The following is a 14,776-nucleotide window of genomic DNA, read 5'->3' on the forward strand; positions in this document are numbered from 1 at the left end:
CAGCACAAACCCACGCAGCACAAAGCCGCGCCCGAGCGACGGGCCCAATACCTATAAAATGAGGACGATATCATGAGTCCACTGGATACCAAGCAGCCACCTTCAGCGCGAGCGAACATGCGCGAGGCCGCCGGCCTTGAGGCCCGCAGAGAAGTTAAAACGCCGCCCATTCTCACCGGACAGGACGGCGAAGGCTCGGTGCAGGTGCATCAGGACCCGTCTATGCAAATCGATGGCGCCAAGGTCTTTTCCGTCTATGGCAAGGGCGGGATCGGCAAATCGACCACCTCCTCAAACCTGTCGGCGGCCTTTGCCCAGATGGGCAAGCGGGTGCTTCAGATCGGCTGCGACCCCAAGCATGACAGCACCTTCACCCTGACCGGACAGTTGCAACCCACAGTGATTGACATCCTCAAGGAAGTGGATTTCCACGCCGAGGAACTGCGCCCTGAAGATTTCGTGACCCGCGGCTGGGGCGGCGTGCAATGTGTCGAGGCCGGTGGCCCGCCCGCCGGAACCGGCTGTGGCGGCTATGTTGTGGGGCAAACGGTGAAACTGCTCAAGCAGCACCACATGCTGGAAGACACCGACGTGGTGATTTTCGACGTGCTGGGCGATGTGGTCTGCGGTGGCTTCGCCGCGCCTTTGCAGCATGCAGACCGGGCGCTGATTGTCACGGCCAATGATTTTGACAGTATCTATGCGATGAACCGGATCATCGCCGCCGTGCAGGCCAAATCGAAAAATTACAAGGTTCGGCTGGCCGGATGTGTCGCCAACCGCTCGCGCGAGACCGATGAGGTGGATCGCTATTGCGCCGAGGTGGGGTTCAGCCGCATCGCGCATATGCCAGACTTTGACGCGATCCGCCGCTCGCGCCTCAAGAAGAAAACGCTCTTCGAGATGCCCGACGAGGAAGACATCGTCATGGCGCGAAAGGAATACGTGCGTATGGCCGAAACCCTTTGGAACGGCACCGAACCCTTGGCGCCTGCGCCGATGGAAGACCGCGATATCTTTGAGCTGCTGGGGTTTGATTGATGCCTGACGGACAGCCCATCGACATGCCCGTTCCGGGCCAGATCCGGGGCCGCGACACGGCCACCAGTGCAGGCGGCTGGTCGCGCACGCGCGACCAGGTGGAGACCTATTTCGACAAGACAGCCACCCGCACCTGGGAACGCCTGACCAGCGACGCGCCGGTGTCGCGCATTCGCGAAACCGTGCGCCGCGGACGCGATGAGATGCGCGCGCAGATGCTGTCACGCCTGCCTGACGACCTGCGCGGCGCGCGGATTTTGGACGCAGGCTGTGGCGCGGGGCAAATGACCGCCGAGCTGGCCGCCCGTGGGGCCGATGTGGTCGCCGTGGATATTTCGCCCTCGTTGGTCGAGATTGCCGCCACGCGCTTGCCCGAAGACTTGCGGGGAACAGTGCGGTTTCTGGCAGGCGATATGTTGTCGGACGATCTGGGTGGCTTCGATCACGTGCTGGCGATGGACAGTCTGATTTACTACGACCGCCACGATATTGCCCGCGCGCTTGATACGCTGGGCCGTCGGACTGGCGAAAACATCGTCTTTACCGTCGCCCCGCGCACGCCGCTTTTGATGACCATGTGGCGCGTCGGGCAGATGTTTCCGCGCGCCGACCGCTCGCCCACCATGATCCCGCATGCCCCCGCCGCCCTGCACAAAGCCTTACTGCGCGCAGAGGCCCCCGGCCACCTGAGCACGCTGAAGCGGGTCACATCGGGCTTTTATATCTCGCAGGCGATGGAGCTTGCGATATGAGCCACCGCCCCTCCCCCCTGATGGCGCTGACGACGCGGCTTTTGCCCTTTGCCGATGCGGCAAGTGAAGGCCTGCCCATGTCGCAGCTTCTGCGCCTGTCGTTGTTTCAGGTGTCGGTGGGGATGGCGACGGTGATGCTTCTGGGGACGCTCAACCGCGTGATGATCGTAGAGCTGTCAGTGCCGGCGGTCATCGTCGCGGTTATGATCGCCCTGCCCGTTCTGATCGCGCCGTTCCGGGCGCTTCTGGGGTTCCGGTCAGACACCCATCGCAGCGCGATCGGCTGGAAGCGTATCCCCTACCTCTGGTTCGGCTCACTTTGGCAGATGGGCGGTTTGGCGGTGATGCCGTTCGCCTTGCTGGTTTTGTCGGGCCAACAGGCTGTGGGGCCGACATGGGCCGGTGAAGTTCTGGCCGCACTGGCGTTTCTGATGACCGGCCTTGGTTTGCATATGACCCAGACCGCCGGTCTGGCCTTGGCCACGGACCGGGCGGATGACGAAACCCGCCCACGCGTCGTGGCGCTGCTTTACGTGATGTTCCTGCTGGGCATGGGCCTGTCGGCGCTGATCATCGGCTGGCTGCTGCGTGATTTCGCCCCCTTCACGCTGGTGCGCGTGGTGCAGGGCGCGGCGGTGGTGGGGATCGTGCTGAACCTTATCGCTCTGTGGAAGCAGGAAAAAGTCACCCCGATGAGCCGCGCAGAACGCGCCACCCCGCGCCCCAAGTTCAGCGAGGCTTGGGCAGACCTGATCGCAGGTGGCCAAGCCGGGCGCCTTCTGGCCGTGGTGTTTTTCGGCACTATGGCCTTCAACATGCAAGACGTGTTGCTGGAACCCTATGGCGGTGAAATCCTTGGCCTGTCAGTCTCGGCAACCACGGTTCTGACCGCCGTTTGGGCTCTGGGCGCATTGATCGGCTTTGCGCTGGCCGGGCGTATGCTGTCACGTGGACGCTGCCCCTATCGCATCGCCGCGCTTGGTCTGCTGTCGGGAGTCGTCGCCTTTTGCACCGTGATTTTCGCCGCCCCCATGGGATCAAGCGTTATGTTCTTTTGCGGCGCGGGCCTGATTGGATTTGGCAGTGGCCTATTCGCCGTCGCCACTTTAACCGCAGCCATGAAGATGCCCGCCACCGGTGCGGCGGGTCATGGCCTTGCTCTCGGGGCTTGGGGCGCGGCGCAAGCCACCGCCGCGGGCCTGTCCATTGCTTTGGGCGGGGGCTTGCGCGATTGGATCGGCGGTCTCGCCACCTCGGGGCATCTGGGCGAGGCGCTAAATACGCCCGCGACCGGATACTCCTTTGTTTATCACATCGAGATCGGGCTTTTGTTCGTCACCCTTGCCGCCCTTGGGCCGCTGGTGCGCTATGCCCCCTCTCGTCCCCGCAACAAAAACACAGGATCGGCCCGTATCGGTTTGGCCGACTTCCCCACCTGATAGCCGGTTTCGAAAGGATACGGACATGACAGAAACATTCTTTGGACAAGTGGACCTGGCCAGCGTCGCGCTATGGCTTTTCTGGATCTTCTTTGCATTGCTGATTGTTTACATTCAGCGCGAAAACATGCGCGAGGGCTACCCGCTTGAAGATGACGACGGCAACTTGTCGGCCAACCAAGGGCCTTTCCCCGTGCCAAGCGACAAGACCTTCAAATTGCCGCATGGCCGGGGCGAACTGACACTGCCCTCGGGGCAAAGACCCGATCGCATGGATCTGGCGCTTGAAAAAACCGCCGCTGGCAATGGATTTCCCTTCGTGCCAACGGGCGATCCGATGGTCAATGGTGTCGGCCCGGCCTCATGGGCGCCGCGCCGGGATGTGCCCGAACTGGACGGTCACAGCCACCCCAAGATCGTGCCAATGGCGGCAACCGACCAATTCCACGTGGCCGCGGGCCGTGATCCGCGCGGCCTGCCGGTGATGGCGGGCGACGGCGAGATCGTCGGCAAGATCACCGACATGTGGATCGACGAACCCGAACAGCTTGTCCGCTACATGGAGGCGGAACTCGACGAGGCCCATGGCGGCGGCAAGCGTCTGATCCCGCTGACCATGGCAAGGATCAAGTCTGACAAAGTCAAGGTGCGCTCGATCTTCGGCAAGCACTTCGCCGGTGTGCCCAAGATCGCCTCCCCCAATCAAGTGACCCTGCTCGAAGAGGAAAAGATCTGCGGCTACTACGCCGGCGGCACGCTTTACGCCTCGGACGCGCGGCTTGAACCGCAACTGGGCTGACCCTGAAGGAGGCCAACATGAGAACCGACCACGACGATTTCGCTGTTGAGCCCGTAAAGGGCCTGCCGGAAACCCCACCCAAGGGCGAGCATATCCTGTGGCAAGGCCGGCCCGATTGGTGGGCGCTGACGCGCGAGTCGCTCAACCTTCGTTGGGTGGCGGGATATTTTGTGGTCCTTGCGCTTTGGCGGTTCGGCACCCTGATCGACCAGGTCAGCCTGTCGTCGGCCTTCGCGGCCTCTTTTCCATTCATCATCCTTGGCGGCATCGTTTGCGCGCTGCTTCTGGTGATCGGCGTGGTGCAGGCCCGAAGCACTGTCTACACGATCACCAACCGCCGGGTGGCCATGCGGATCGGGGCGGCGCTGACTGTCACGCTCAACCTGCCGTTTTCACAGATCGCGCGCGCCGACCTTGAAACCCGCCGCGACGGCACCGGGACCATCGCGCTCGACCTGCTGGGCGACACACGGCTAAGCTATCTTGTCTGCTGGCCGCATGTGCGTCCGTGGCATATGCGCCGCACGCAACCTGCGCTGCGCTGCATTCCGAATGCCACAGACATCGCCCAACTGCTATCCGAAGCCGCCCAGGCGCATCTCAGCACCCCAAAGGTCGCCCCGAACCCGCTGCAAACTCAGGCACCCGTCGCCGCCGAATAAGAGAGACACCATGACCCAGACCGACACGCAGCCCCACATTCGCACCCCGCAGGACAAAGACCTTATCCCGCGCCTCATGGTACGCGCCATGTTCGGGCTGGTGCTGGCAGTGCTGGCGCTGGTCTCGTTCGCACGGGTCACCGACCGCCCGCTTATTTCAACCCCGCCCCAAGGCAACATTGTGCATGAACGCAGCTTTTTCCTTGATGGCGATATGTCAGGCGCGGTCACGGTGACCGCCCCCGATGGCACGCTGATTGCCGATCTCACCCCGGAAAAGGGTGGATTCATCTCGGGCGTCTGGCGGGTCATCGAACGCGAACGCACCAAACACCGGGTCGCCATGAATGGCCCCGTCACAGTCATGCGGCACGATACGGGCCGCATCTCGATCCACGACCCGTCAACGGGCTGGAGCGCCGATTTAATGGGATTCGGCGCAGATAACGCCAAGGCCTTCGCGCGGCTTTTGGCACAATAGGGAAAGGAGGCCAGTAATGGGATGGCTTACCAAAGACATTGAACACGCGCCCTGCACTGTAGAGATAAGCCACAAGTTCGAAGCGTTGCACGCGCATGTGCGCTTCAACAATGGCGCCACCGTTTACCCGGGCGATGAGGTAAAGGTCCACGGACCAGAAATCATGGCGCCCTTCGGCGAGATCGTCAGCGAAGACCGCGACGCCACAATCGTGCGCGCCAGCGGTCTGGAACGACTTTGGACGCGCCTGACAGGCGACTTCGAGGTGATGGAACTTTGCGAGTTTTCGTTCTCTGAGGAGGTGACGCTATGAACCTTCAAGCACCGCAGACCGGCGACCAAGGCGCAACACACACCGCTGACGCGACCACCGCCGAGGAAAGCTTTGCCATCCAGAAGGAACAGGCAAAGTTCGACAGCAAGGCCGCCACCGAAGTGGCGATGCAGAACACGCTGCTCACGCCACGGTTCTACACCACCGATTTCGATGAGCTGGACGCCATCGACGTCAGCCCGGTGCGCAAGGACTGGGACAAGCTGATCGCGCAGATGGAGGCCGACCCGAACAAGGGCCACTTCAAGAAAAACGAAGACTGGGATCACGTCGATTGGGACGGGATGGACCCGGCCCTGCGCAAGGAATTCATCGACTTCCTGATATCCTCCTGCACGGCCGAGTTTTCGGGCTGTGTCTTGTACAAGGAAATGAAGCGGCGCGGCTCGAACTCGGATATCACGCAGCTTTTCCAACTCATGGCGCGCGACGAGGCGCGGCACGCGGGCTTTATCAACGACGCCCTGCGTGAGGCGGGCGTGGCCGTGAACCTAGGGTTTCTGACGCAGAAAAAGAAATACACTTATTTCCGGCCCAAGTTCATCTATTACGCCACGTATCTGTCGGAAAAGATCGGCTATGCCCGCTATATCACCATTTTCCGGCATCTCGAAGAGCATCCCGAGCATCGCTTTCACCCGATCTTCAAATGGTTTCAGGAATGGTGCAACGACGAGTTCAGCCACGGCGAGGCGTTCGCGCTGCTGATGAAGACCGATCCCAAGCTAACCCGCGGGCGCAACGTGCTGTGGATCAAGTTCTTTCTCACGGCGGTCTATGCCACGATGTATGTGCGCGACCATCAGCGCCCGGCCTTCCACAAGGCACTTGGCGTCGATCCGGATTGGTATGCCCACGAGGTCTTTACCAAGACCTCGGAGCTGACCAAGCAGATCTTTCCGATCACTCTGGATATCGAGCACCGAAAATGGCAGCCGACGCTGGTCAAGCTTCAACGCGCCAATGTCGATCTGGACGCCGCGCGCAAGCAAGGCGGGGTTATGGGCTTCGTCAAGAAACTGTCTGCGCAGGCACGGGCAGCTTCGGCCTTTGCCACGCTGTATTTCATCCCGACGCAAAAACACCAGGTGCCCGATAGCACGCGATTGGAGCCCGCCTACTGATGGAGACCGCACGCAAACATGGCCTCAGGGCCGACCAGCGGGGGGGCTGAAATGGCAAACCCTTGGATCGCCGCGCTTTTTGCGCTCTTCCTCTGGTGGTTTTCCACCGGAGCGATCCTGATCGTGGTGCGCCGGGCCGAGCGGGCAGGCGACGCGGCGCGCCGCTTGGCCACATGGGGCGGCCTGCCGGTTCTGGCCCTTGGGCTTTGGGGCTTTGTGGTGACGATGGACAGCGGAACCACCCGCGCCGCCTATGGCGCGTTTTTGGCGGCGCTGGCGATCTGGGGTTGGATTGAGCTGGCGTTTCTGACCGGCACCATCACCGGCCCCAACCTGCGCCCCTGCCCCGATCATGTGCCCGAATGGGAACGTTTCCTACGCGCATGGGGAACGATCGCCTATCACGAAATGCTTTTGACGGGCGCGCTTGTCTTGCTTTGGATCATCGGCTTCGGGGCCGAAAACACCTTTGGCCTGTGGACCTTCACCACGCTTTACTTCGCCCGCATTTCGGCCAAGCTGAACCTCTATTTCGGCGTGCCAAAGATCAATACCGAGTTCATCCCCGAAGCACTGGCCCATCTGACCAGCCACTTTCGCATATCGCGGCTGAACTGGGTTTTCCCGATCTCGGTGACCGCCCTGACCCTGGCCATCGCCTGCTGGTCAGAGCGGCTTTATGCTGCTGAAACAGCCGGCGAGACTGCAGGCTTTGCACTTTTGATTGCCATCACCGCACTGGCCGCGCTTGAGCATTGGCTCATGGTGCTGCCGCTGCCTGACGCAAAACTTTGGCGCTGGATGCTGCCCGCGCCCAAACAAAAAACCGACAAGATACGACCGGAGGGACCCCATGGATTTTGATGCGATGTTTTCCAAACAGGTGGATGCGCTGAAAGAAGACGGCAATTACCGCATTTTTGCCGAACTTGAACGCAAGTGCGGGGCCTTCCCCCGCGCCAAAAGCCATGATGACGACGCCCCCGATGAGGTGACTGTCTGGTGTTCCAATGACTACCTCGGCATGGGGCAACACCCCGTCGTGCGCCAGGCCATGAAGGACGCAATCGACGATTGCGGCACCGGCGCTGGCGGCACCCGCAATATCTCGGGTACCGCGCGCCATCACGTCGCGCTTGAAGGGGAGCTGGCCGATTTGCACGGCAAGCAGGACGCGCTGTTGTTCACTTCGGGCTATGTCTCGAACTGGGCGGCGCTTTCGACACTGGGCAGCCGCCTACCCGATGCGGTAATCCTGAGCGATGAATTCAACCACGCCTCGATGATCGAAGGTATTCGCCATTCGCGGGCCAAAAAGGTCATATGGCGTCACAACGACCCCGAAGATCTGGATCGCAAGCTGGCTGCCCTGCCCGCGAACGCGCCCAAGATCGTGGCCTTTGAGTCCGTCTATTCGATGGATGGTGACATTTGCCCGATGCAGGAAATCATCGAAGTGGCCGAAAAGCATGGCGCGATGACCTATCTCGACGAGGTCCACGCCGTGGGCCTTTACGGCCCACGCGGCGGTGGTGTGTCCGAAGAACTGGGCCTTGCCGACCGGATCACCCTGATCGAAGGCACACTGGGCAAGGCGTTCGGCTGCATGGGCGGCTATGTCACCGGCTCGGCGGCGATGTGCGATTTCATTCGCTCTTTCGCCAGCGGGTTCATTTTCACGACCGCCCTACCACCTGCCGTGGCAGCGGCGGCGCAGGCCTCGATCGCGCATCTCAAGACATCACAAACCGAGCGTGAGATGCAGCGCGACCGCGTCGCCCGCCTGCGCGCCAAGCTGGACGCGCACGGCATTCCGCACTTGCACAACCCCAGTCACATCATCCCGGTGATGATCAAGGATCCGGTGAAATGCCGGATGCTAGCCGATATCCTGATGCGCGACTGGGGGGTCTATGTGCAACCGATCAATTACCCAACTGTCCCCAAGGGCACCGAACGGCTGCGGTTTACGCCCGGCCCTCTCCATTCTGAAGCAGACATCGACCATCTCGTCGAAGCGCTAACTGTATTGTGGAAACAATGCGCCATCGCACATGCAGTTGCGTGAATTTGACTTCACTCATGACGAGCTATCTAGGATCGTTGTTTAACTTAACCGGGAGTTTCCAATGCAATTTAAGTTTTTGACCATTCTTGCCGCGACCGCTGTGGCCACTCAAGTGCTGGCAGACGATCATGCCTCGGGCGATGCGGAGGCCGGTGAAAAGACGTTCCGCCAATGCAAAGCCTGCCACATGATCGTGGATGACGACGGCAACAACATCGTGCGCGGCGGGCGTGTCGGCCCGAACCTTTACGGCGTCGTCGGCCGCGTCGCAGGCTCGGTCGAGGATTTCCGCTATTCTGGTTTGCTGGAAGCCGCAGGCGAGCAAGGCCTTGAATGGGATGAAGAAAGTTTCGTCGGCTATGTGCAGGACCCGACCGGATGGTTGCAAGACTATACCGGCGAAGACGGGCGCGGGAAAATGTCCTATCAGGTCCGCAAAGCCGAAGATGCCGTGAATGTCTGGGCCTATCTGGCATCCGTCGGACCGGATGAAGCGATGTAAACCGTTTCACTCCGGCAGCCGCCAAACAAAAAGCCGCGCTTGATTAAGCGCGGCTTTTTCATTGGAGGGCTCTTGCCCCCTATTTCGCCAAGCTCAGCGGCACCACCTGCCCGCCCCCCGAAAGCGCATTGCGCGCGGTTTCGCAGATATCGAGCGCCGTCATGCCCGCGTCTGCATACATCTCGGCTGGGCTGGCCTGTTCGATGAAACGATCCGGCAGGGTGACATTGCGGATGGCCAGCCCGCGATCAAAGGCCCCGCGGCGGGCCAATTCATGCATGACCACCGACCCAAAGCCGCCTTCGGCGCCTTGCTCGACCGTCAGCAGAACCCGGTGATCGCGCGCCAGCGCAGCAACCAGATCACCATCCAGCGGCTTGGCAAAGCGGGCATCGGCCACGCTCACTCCAATCCCCTCCGCCTCTAGCATGTCAGCGGCGGCCAGACATTCGGAAAGATGCGCCCCAAAAGACAGGATCGCCACATCCGCGCCCTCTCGCAGCATCCGGCCCTTGCCGATGGGCAAGACCTCGCCTCGGCCGGGCCGTTCAACGCCAGTCCCCGCCCCGCGCGGAAAGCGAAACGCGATAGGCCCCACATCATGCGCGGCGGCAGTGGCCACCATATGCACCAGCTCGGCCTCATCAGCGGCGGCCATCACGGTAAAGCCCGGCAGGCTGGTCAGATACCCGATATCGAAGGCCCCGGCATGGGTCGCTCCGTCGGCCCCGACAAGCCCCGCACGATCAATGGCAAACCGCACCGGAAGCCCCTGAAGCGCCACGTCATGCACAACTTGGTCATAGCCACGTTGCAGGAAAGTCGAATAGATCGCGCAAAAAGGTTTCAGCCCACTCGCCGCCATTCCTGCCGCGAAGGTCACGCCGTGTTGCTCGGCGATCCCCACGTCAAAGACGCGCGACGGGAAACGCTCGGCCATTTTTGAAACGCCTGTGCCATCCGGCATGGCCGCCGTCACCGCAACGATATCCGGGTCGCGCGCAGCCTCGTCTGCAAGGGCGTTGCCGAACACGCTGGTATAGCTGGGCGCGCCGGGCTTTGCCTTGGCCTGCGTTCCTGTTTCCACATCGAATTTCGACACGCCATGATATTTGTCGGCGCTGCTTTCGGCAGGCTGGTATCCTTTGCCCTTGACCGTGCAGCAATGAATAAGAACCGGTCCCGTGGCCCGCGCACGGGCGGCGCGCAGCACCGGCAAAAGCTGATTCATGTCGTGGCCATCAATCGGACCGGCATAGTCAAAACCCAGCTCTTCGAACAGGGTGCCACTTGCGGTGATGCCACTCACCAGTTGGCGGGCCCGCTTGGCCCCCTCGCGCATGGGCGCGGGCATCGCGCTCTCAAACCCTTCGGCCAGCGACCGCATCTTGGCCAGAGGCTCATTGGCATACATCCGGCTGAGGTAAGACGACATCGCCCCCACGGGCGGCGCGATGCTCATCTCGTTGTCATTGAGGATCACGAACAACCGCCGCCCTTCATGGCCTGCGTTGTTCAAGGCCTCATAGGCCATGCCGGCACTGATCGCCCCATCGCCGATCACCGCGATCGCATCGCCGGTGGCCTGCCCCATGTCGCGCCCCACGGCAAAGCCCAATGCGGCACTGATCGAGGTCGAAGAATGCGCCGCGCCAAAGGGATCATGCGCCGACTCGGCCCGCTTGGTGAAGCCCGATAGACCGTCCTTCTGGCGCAGGGTGCGGATGCGCTCCCGCCGCCCGGTCAGGATCTTGTGGGGATAGCATTGATGCCCCACATCCCAGATCAGCTTGTCCATCGGTGTGTTGAAGACCGCGTGGAGTGCCACGCTCAACTCCACCACCCCAAGACTAGATCCAAGGTGCCCCCCGGTTTGCGACACCGCCGAGATCAATTCGGCGCGCAGTTCACCGGCCAGAGCCGTCAAATCGCTGTCGGGCATCTGGCGCAGGTCCGCAGGCCCGGCCACCCGATCAAGCAGTGGTGTGTTGGGTAAATCCTTGGTCATCGCTTCCCCCTTTACGGTGGCTCTGGCACCGCCCGGCAACGGGCGTGATGCAGACGGCGCGATGTAAAGCGGGGCGGCACATCATGGCACCGCCCCGCGTTGTCTTAGTCGCCGTAGTCCGGCGCACCCGTCGTGGCCAATTCCGGCCAATCCTTGATGACATTGGTGCCCTGAAGCGGCTGCTGATACCCTTTGTGGCAGGTCTTGCAGGCGGCCTTTGGCGCATCCTGATGAACCGGCCCCAAGCGTTCAGCGGGGTATTCATCCTTGAGCGGCACAAGATAGTCGTTGTTCAGTTCAAGAACCATCTGGATACCAAGGCTTTCGGTGGCCCACTGCGGCGTCACCTGCGAACCGTCATAAAACGCCCGGCTGTTGTGGCAAAAGACACAGTTCACCCCCAGCGAATTACTGACATAGTTCATCAGCGAATAGGTCCGCTCGGCCTGCTGGATACCGGGATAGCCATCCTCGCCCGGCACACCGGCTACGCGACTTTCCAGATCATGCACCCCGATGATTTCACCATCCAGAAGGTATTTCTCCAAGGCATCCGATGGCAGCGAGGTCGATTGCGACTGCGCCGTGGCGCGGTTCTGAATGGCGGGCCATCCCTCTGTCGCTTCGTTCACGTTGCCCAGTTTGAACCAGATATCACTTGGCACATTCTGCCCCCGGTGACAGGTCATGCAGGTCACGCCCACCTCCTTGTTGGCATTGACGTGCCCGGCCCAGCTTTCATTTAGGGTCTGGGTCATCTGGATCATCCGGCGGGCGACGACCTTGGTGTAAAGGTTGTCCTCGCCATAGGTCTCCATCCCCCCGTCGCCATGACAATAGGCACAACCCTGCTCGGGCGCGACCCAACGGGTCATCGCCGCCATCAGGCGGTTGAAATTGGCATCGGTCAGATCGCCCAGAACCTGCACGTTCTCATAGATATCCCCGGCCAGTTCCTCGCCCGGTTCGGGCAGATATGGCGGATCTTCCAGCAGCAGCTCGATATCGGGGTCAGGTGTGGCCAAGGCGGCCTTGAACTCAGGCACCGACATGCCGGTACCACGCGGCCCGGTCTGCATGCTGTTGGTGGCAAAAGGCTGCCCCCATGCCACCAGCATGGTGGCCGTAAAGACGGCCGCGCCGATCACCCCGATAATGACCGCCGGGCCATAGATATTGGTGGGGTTCTCGCGGTTCCATTTATTAAACCATTTGGGAAACATGGATCAATCCTCCTGCACGATGAAGGCTTCGTAAGTGCCGTAAGCCTCGTAGCCATATGAGCCGTCATACATCGGCGCAAAGTTGTGCTCCTGTGCCCAGATGAACCAGTTGTCCACGACCGTCCCGGTCAGCAGAATGCCTATCCCGCCGGTGATCGGCGTCAGCACCGCAAACCACCAAGCCCAGCGGTGAATGCCTTCCATCGTGGCGTTGAACCCCATGGTCCAGCGCCAGAACAGGGCGGCACGCTCACTGGCCGTGCCACGGTCAACGATCTGCTCAAGCTCCCGGTCGCCGCCGAAACGCGTGACCGCAAGGATCGTCGCCCCGTGCATGGCGAACAGCAGAACCGAGCCATAAAGGAAGACAATCGAAAGGCAGTGGAACGGGTTGTAGTAAAGGTTGCCATAGCGAATGCTGAAGGCCGTCGTCCAATCAAGGTGCGGGAAAATGCCATAAGGCACCGCCTCGCTCCATGATCCCATAAGGACCGGACGGAACAGGCCCAGCACCAGGAACAGCCAGATCGCCGAGCCGAAAGCCCAGAAGACATGCTTGCCCATCTTGTGACTGACAGCCAGCTGATAGCTGCGCGCCCACCACGCCAAGACCGCCACCAGCAGGAATAAGGACGAGATGATATACCAGCCCCCTTCATCCAGCGGCGGGATCGACAGGCCATGCTCCGGGCCCGGCGGCTCCAACGCCAGCCAGAACCCCTGCCGCAGAAACTCGGGGATAGACCACCCCACCTGCGCCAGCATGTTGAACCCGACGATGACGAACCACAGCGTCCCGGTCAGCAGGCTGACCACCCCGAGCATACCAAGGTTGATCGGCCCGATCTGGGCATTCCCGATCCACCCCGCCAGCTTGGAGAAGAACGGCTTGCCCGCCCGTTCTTCGCTCAGACGTCCGCCGGTGTCATCCATGCCCCATTCGGGCGTGCCCTGCACCTGAACTTGTGTAAATATGTTTTGATACTCGATCATGATTACATCCCCACTTGGCTGGGCCAGATCGGCGCCTCAAGCCACCAGTTCCACCATTCGGGCCAGCCCTTGGTCCAAACCGGGCCGCTTATGATGATACAGATCGCCGACCAGAACCCGGCATTGAGCGCCAGCAAGAGACCGACACGGTGAATGCCCAGCGTGCCAACCGAATAGCCGATGAAATCACGGAAAAAGGTATCCTCGTGATCGGGCGTTTTCATCTCTTCACCCTTTTCCGGGTTCGCCGCTGACAGGATCAAACCGCCATGCAAGGCCAAGGCCAGTGTCGTGGTAAAGAAGAAGGTCACCGCTAGCATATGCGCCGGATTGTAATGGAAATGCAGATAGGCATAGCCGGTATTGCTCACCCAATCGAGGTGACTGAAGATCCCGTAAGGAAAGCCATGCCCCCAAGCGCCCATCAAAAGCGGACGGAACACCACCAGTGTGGCATAAGCGAAAATCGCAAAGCTGAAGGCGACAGGCACGTGATACCCCATGCCCAGCTTGCGGCAAATTTCCACCTCGCGCAGCGCCCAACTGATGAACGCGCCAAGCGCACAGATCGTGATGATCTGCCACAACCCCCCTTCCATCAAAGGGGCCAGGCCCAAACCGTATTTCAGGTCAGGCGGCGCAATATTGATAAGCCATGGATTGAAGGTGCCTTGTTGTGAGGCGCCCCAAAAAATCAGGATGGTCCCGAGCAACGCGAAAAAGGTCGTCGTGACCCCAAAGAAGCCAACGTAAAATGGTCCGACCCAAAAGTCGAACAGATCGCCGCCAATCAACGTCCCTCCGCGGACCCGGTATTTCCGTTCGAAACTGAGCAAAGCCATTTTCGTAGTCTCCGCGTTTTTCGGCCTTTCAAAGCGCGTAGCGCAGCTTTGGAGACCGCTTAAAAATTATATTGGTAGCTGCGGGCGGGCGAACCCGCCCGCAGCGATCGCTGTGATCAGCTATCAGCGCCCGTACTTCTCGGCCGCGATTTCAAACCAGTTGAAACCGTCGGTGCTGAGAAGCACGAGGTGAATCATCGCTGCGAGCAGGAACAGAAACGCCCCCTGCGCCACGAAAACGCGGCGGGGGTCGAAAATGAGCCAGATTTTGTAAAACTTAGCTATAGTCATTGTTCAAACCCTTTCCTTAGAACCAAGGAAACCAAAGAAAGGTCGCGATGTGCGCGACCACTGCGATCAGTGTGAACAGCCAAAGGCCACCCATATAAACCGAATGCAGCTCCTGGGCCTGCTCGTTTGTGAGACCTGTGAAGGACAGGTCGGATTTATCAGCCATGAACTTTCCTCCGGAACGTTATGCTGACGCCGCGAACCCCGCGGCCGGGTG

Annotated in this window: 17 protein-coding genes; 11 read left to right on the top strand and 6 right to left on the bottom strand. The window is 60.8% G+C overall.

Going from position 1 to position 14,776, the window contains the following annotated elements:
• Positions 1 to 117: 117 nt before the first annotated feature.
• The 11 genes from bchL (at position 118) to HAT86_RS10785 (ending at position 9,202) form a co-directional block, all read left to right on the top strand.
• Complete coding sequence (gene bchL, locus HAT86_RS10735) at positions 118 to 1,041, top strand: ferredoxin:protochlorophyllide reductase (ATP-dependent) iron-sulfur ATP-binding protein (RefSeq protein ID WP_167197131.1); 924 nt, start codon at positions 118 to 120, stop codon at positions 1,039 to 1,041.
• 23 nt (positions 1,042 to 1,064) lie between these two features.
• Positions 1,065 to 1,793, top strand: a complete 729-nt coding sequence (gene bchM, locus HAT86_RS10740; protein ID WP_167197219.1) for a magnesium protoporphyrin IX methyltransferase — start codon at positions 1,065 to 1,067, stop codon at positions 1,791 to 1,793.
• Positions 1,790 to 3,232: a PucC family protein gene (locus HAT86_RS10745; protein ID WP_167197134.1), complete on the top strand. Its 1,443-nt coding sequence runs from the start codon at positions 1,790 to 1,792 to the stop codon at positions 3,230 to 3,232. The genes bchM and HAT86_RS10745 overlap by 4 nt, the downstream gene beginning before the upstream one ends.
• A 25-nt stretch (positions 3,233 to 3,257) precedes the next feature.
• Positions 3,258 to 4,031, top strand: coding sequence for a photosynthetic reaction center subunit H (gene puhA / locus HAT86_RS10750; RefSeq protein ID WP_167197137.1), 774 nt, complete (start codon positions 3,258 to 3,260; stop codon positions 4,029 to 4,031).
• A 17-nt stretch (positions 4,032 to 4,048) separates the two neighbouring features.
• On the top strand, positions 4,049 to 4,693 hold the full coding sequence (puhB, locus tag HAT86_RS10755; RefSeq protein ID WP_167197142.1) for a photosynthetic complex putative assembly protein PuhB: 645 nt from the start codon (positions 4,049 to 4,051) through the stop codon (positions 4,691 to 4,693).
• A gap of 10 nt (positions 4,694 to 4,703) precedes the next feature.
• Complete coding sequence (gene puhC, locus HAT86_RS10760; protein ID WP_167197145.1) at positions 4,704 to 5,174, top strand: photosynthetic complex assembly protein PuhC; 471 nt, start codon at positions 4,704 to 4,706, stop codon at positions 5,172 to 5,174.
• Positions 5,175 to 5,190: 16 nt separating this feature from the next.
• The gene (locus HAT86_RS10765) at positions 5,191 to 5,487 is read left to right on the top strand and encodes a hypothetical protein (protein WP_167197148.1); all 297 of its coding nucleotides are present in this window, start codon (positions 5,191 to 5,193) and stop codon (positions 5,485 to 5,487) included.
• Entirely contained in the window at positions 5,484 to 6,632 is a 1,149-nt protein-coding gene (acsF, locus tag HAT86_RS10770) for a magnesium-protoporphyrin IX monomethyl ester (oxidative) cyclase (RefSeq protein WP_167197151.1), read from the top strand. The genes HAT86_RS10765 and acsF overlap by 4 nt, the downstream gene beginning before the upstream one ends.
• 51 nt (positions 6,633 to 6,683) lie before the next feature.
• Positions 6,684 to 7,496, top strand: a complete 813-nt coding sequence (gene puhE, locus HAT86_RS10775; RefSeq protein WP_167197154.1) for a putative photosynthetic complex assembly protein PuhE — start codon at positions 6,684 to 6,686, stop codon at positions 7,494 to 7,496.
• Positions 7,486 to 8,700 carry a 5-aminolevulinate synthase gene (gene hemA, locus HAT86_RS10780; RefSeq protein WP_167197157.1) on the top strand — a complete coding sequence of 405 codons (1,215 nt, stop codon included), beginning with the start codon at positions 7,486 to 7,488 and terminating at the stop codon, positions 8,698 to 8,700. The genes puhE and hemA overlap by 11 nt, the downstream gene beginning before the upstream one ends.
• A 61-nt stretch (positions 8,701 to 8,761) precedes the next feature.
• Positions 8,762 to 9,202, top strand: a complete 441-nt coding sequence (locus HAT86_RS10785; protein ID WP_167197160.1) for a c-type cytochrome — start codon at positions 8,762 to 8,764, stop codon at positions 9,200 to 9,202.
• Between the two features lie 79 nt (positions 9,203 to 9,281).
• Here HAT86_RS10785 and dxs read toward each other — a convergent pair whose 3' ends face one another.
• The 6 genes from dxs to pufB form a co-directional block, all read right to left on the bottom strand.
• Positions 9,282 to 11,210, bottom strand: coding sequence for a 1-deoxy-D-xylulose-5-phosphate synthase (gene dxs / locus HAT86_RS10790; RefSeq protein WP_167197163.1), 1,929 nt, complete (start codon positions 11,208 to 11,210; stop codon positions 9,282 to 9,284).
• A gap of 104 nt (positions 11,211 to 11,314) precedes the next feature.
• Positions 11,315 to 12,433 (bottom strand): photosynthetic reaction center cytochrome PufC, encoded by a 1,119-nt coding sequence (gene pufC, locus HAT86_RS10795; protein WP_167197166.1) that lies wholly within the window; start codon positions 12,431 to 12,433, stop codon positions 11,315 to 11,317.
• Positions 12,434 to 12,436: 3 nt separating this feature from the next.
• Positions 12,437 to 13,426, bottom strand: a complete 990-nt coding sequence (gene pufM / locus HAT86_RS10800) for a photosynthetic reaction center subunit M (protein WP_167197169.1) — start codon at positions 13,424 to 13,426, stop codon at positions 12,437 to 12,439.
• Between the two features lie 2 nt (positions 13,427 to 13,428).
• Positions 13,429 to 14,268 carry a photosynthetic reaction center subunit L gene (gene pufL, locus HAT86_RS10805; RefSeq protein WP_167197172.1) on the bottom strand — a complete coding sequence of 280 codons (840 nt, stop codon included), beginning with the start codon at positions 14,266 to 14,268 and terminating at the stop codon, positions 13,429 to 13,431.
• Between the two features lie 123 nt (positions 14,269 to 14,391).
• Positions 14,392 to 14,553, bottom strand: a complete 162-nt coding sequence (gene pufA / locus HAT86_RS10810) for a light-harvesting antenna LH1, alpha subunit (RefSeq protein ID WP_167197222.1) — start codon at positions 14,551 to 14,553, stop codon at positions 14,392 to 14,394.
• Positions 14,554 to 14,575: 22 nt separating this feature from the next.
• Positions 14,576 to 14,725, bottom strand: coding sequence for a light-harvesting antenna LH1, beta subunit (gene pufB / locus HAT86_RS10815; RefSeq protein WP_167197175.1), 150 nt, complete (start codon positions 14,723 to 14,725; stop codon positions 14,576 to 14,578).
• Positions 14,726 to 14,776 lie beyond the last annotated feature (51 nt).

The organism is Roseovarius gahaiensis (assembly GCF_011601345.1).
GTDB lineage: Bacteria > Pseudomonadota > Alphaproteobacteria > Rhodobacterales > Rhodobacteraceae > Roseovarius > Roseovarius gahaiensis.

Bases quoted from the DNA above. Each gene is read 5' to 3' on its own strand.
- bchL (WP_167197131.1), top strand. From the start codon at position 118: ATGCGCGAGGCCGCCGGCCTTGAGGCCCGCAGAGAAGTTAAAACGCCG.
- bchM (WP_167197219.1), top strand. From the start codon at position 1,065: ATGCCCGTTCCGGGCCAGATCCGGGGCCGCGACACGGCCACCAGTGCA.
- HAT86_RS10745 (WP_167197134.1), top strand. From the start codon at position 1,790: ATGAGCCACCGCCCCTCCCCCCTGATGGCGCTGACGACGCGGCTTTTG.
- puhA (WP_167197137.1), top strand. From the start codon at position 3,258: ATGACAGAAACATTCTTTGGACAAGTGGACCTGGCCAGCGTCGCGCTA.
- puhB (WP_167197142.1), top strand. From the start codon at position 4,049: ATGAGAACCGACCACGACGATTTCGCTGTTGAGCCCGTAAAGGGCCTG.
- puhC (WP_167197145.1), top strand. From the start codon at position 4,704: ATGACCCAGACCGACACGCAGCCCCACATTCGCACCCCGCAGGACAAA.
- HAT86_RS10765 (WP_167197148.1), top strand. From the start codon at position 5,191: ATGGGATGGCTTACCAAAGACATTGAACACGCGCCCTGCACTGTAGAG.
- acsF (WP_167197151.1), top strand. From the start codon at position 5,484: ATGAACCTTCAAGCACCGCAGACCGGCGACCAAGGCGCAACACACACC.
- puhE (WP_167197154.1), top strand. From the start codon at position 6,684: ATGGCAAACCCTTGGATCGCCGCGCTTTTTGCGCTCTTCCTCTGGTGG.
- hemA (WP_167197157.1), top strand. From the start codon at position 7,486: ATGGATTTTGATGCGATGTTTTCCAAACAGGTGGATGCGCTGAAAGAA.
- HAT86_RS10785 (WP_167197160.1), top strand. From the start codon at position 8,762: ATGCAATTTAAGTTTTTGACCATTCTTGCCGCGACCGCTGTGGCCACT.
- dxs (WP_167197163.1), bottom strand. From the start codon at position 11,210: ATGACCAAGGATTTACCCAACACACCACTGCTTGATCGGGTGGCCGGG.
- pufC (WP_167197166.1), bottom strand. From the start codon at position 12,433: ATGTTTCCCAAATGGTTTAATAAATGGAACCGCGAGAACCCCACCAAT.
- pufM (WP_167197169.1), bottom strand. From the start codon at position 13,426: ATGATCGAGTATCAAAACATATTTACACAAGTTCAGGTGCAGGGCACG.
- pufL (WP_167197172.1), bottom strand. From the start codon at position 14,268: ATGGCTTTGCTCAGTTTCGAACGGAAATACCGGGTCCGCGGAGGGACG.
- pufB (WP_167197175.1), bottom strand. From the start codon at position 14,725: ATGGCTGATAAATCCGACCTGTCCTTCACAGGTCTCACAAACGAGCAG.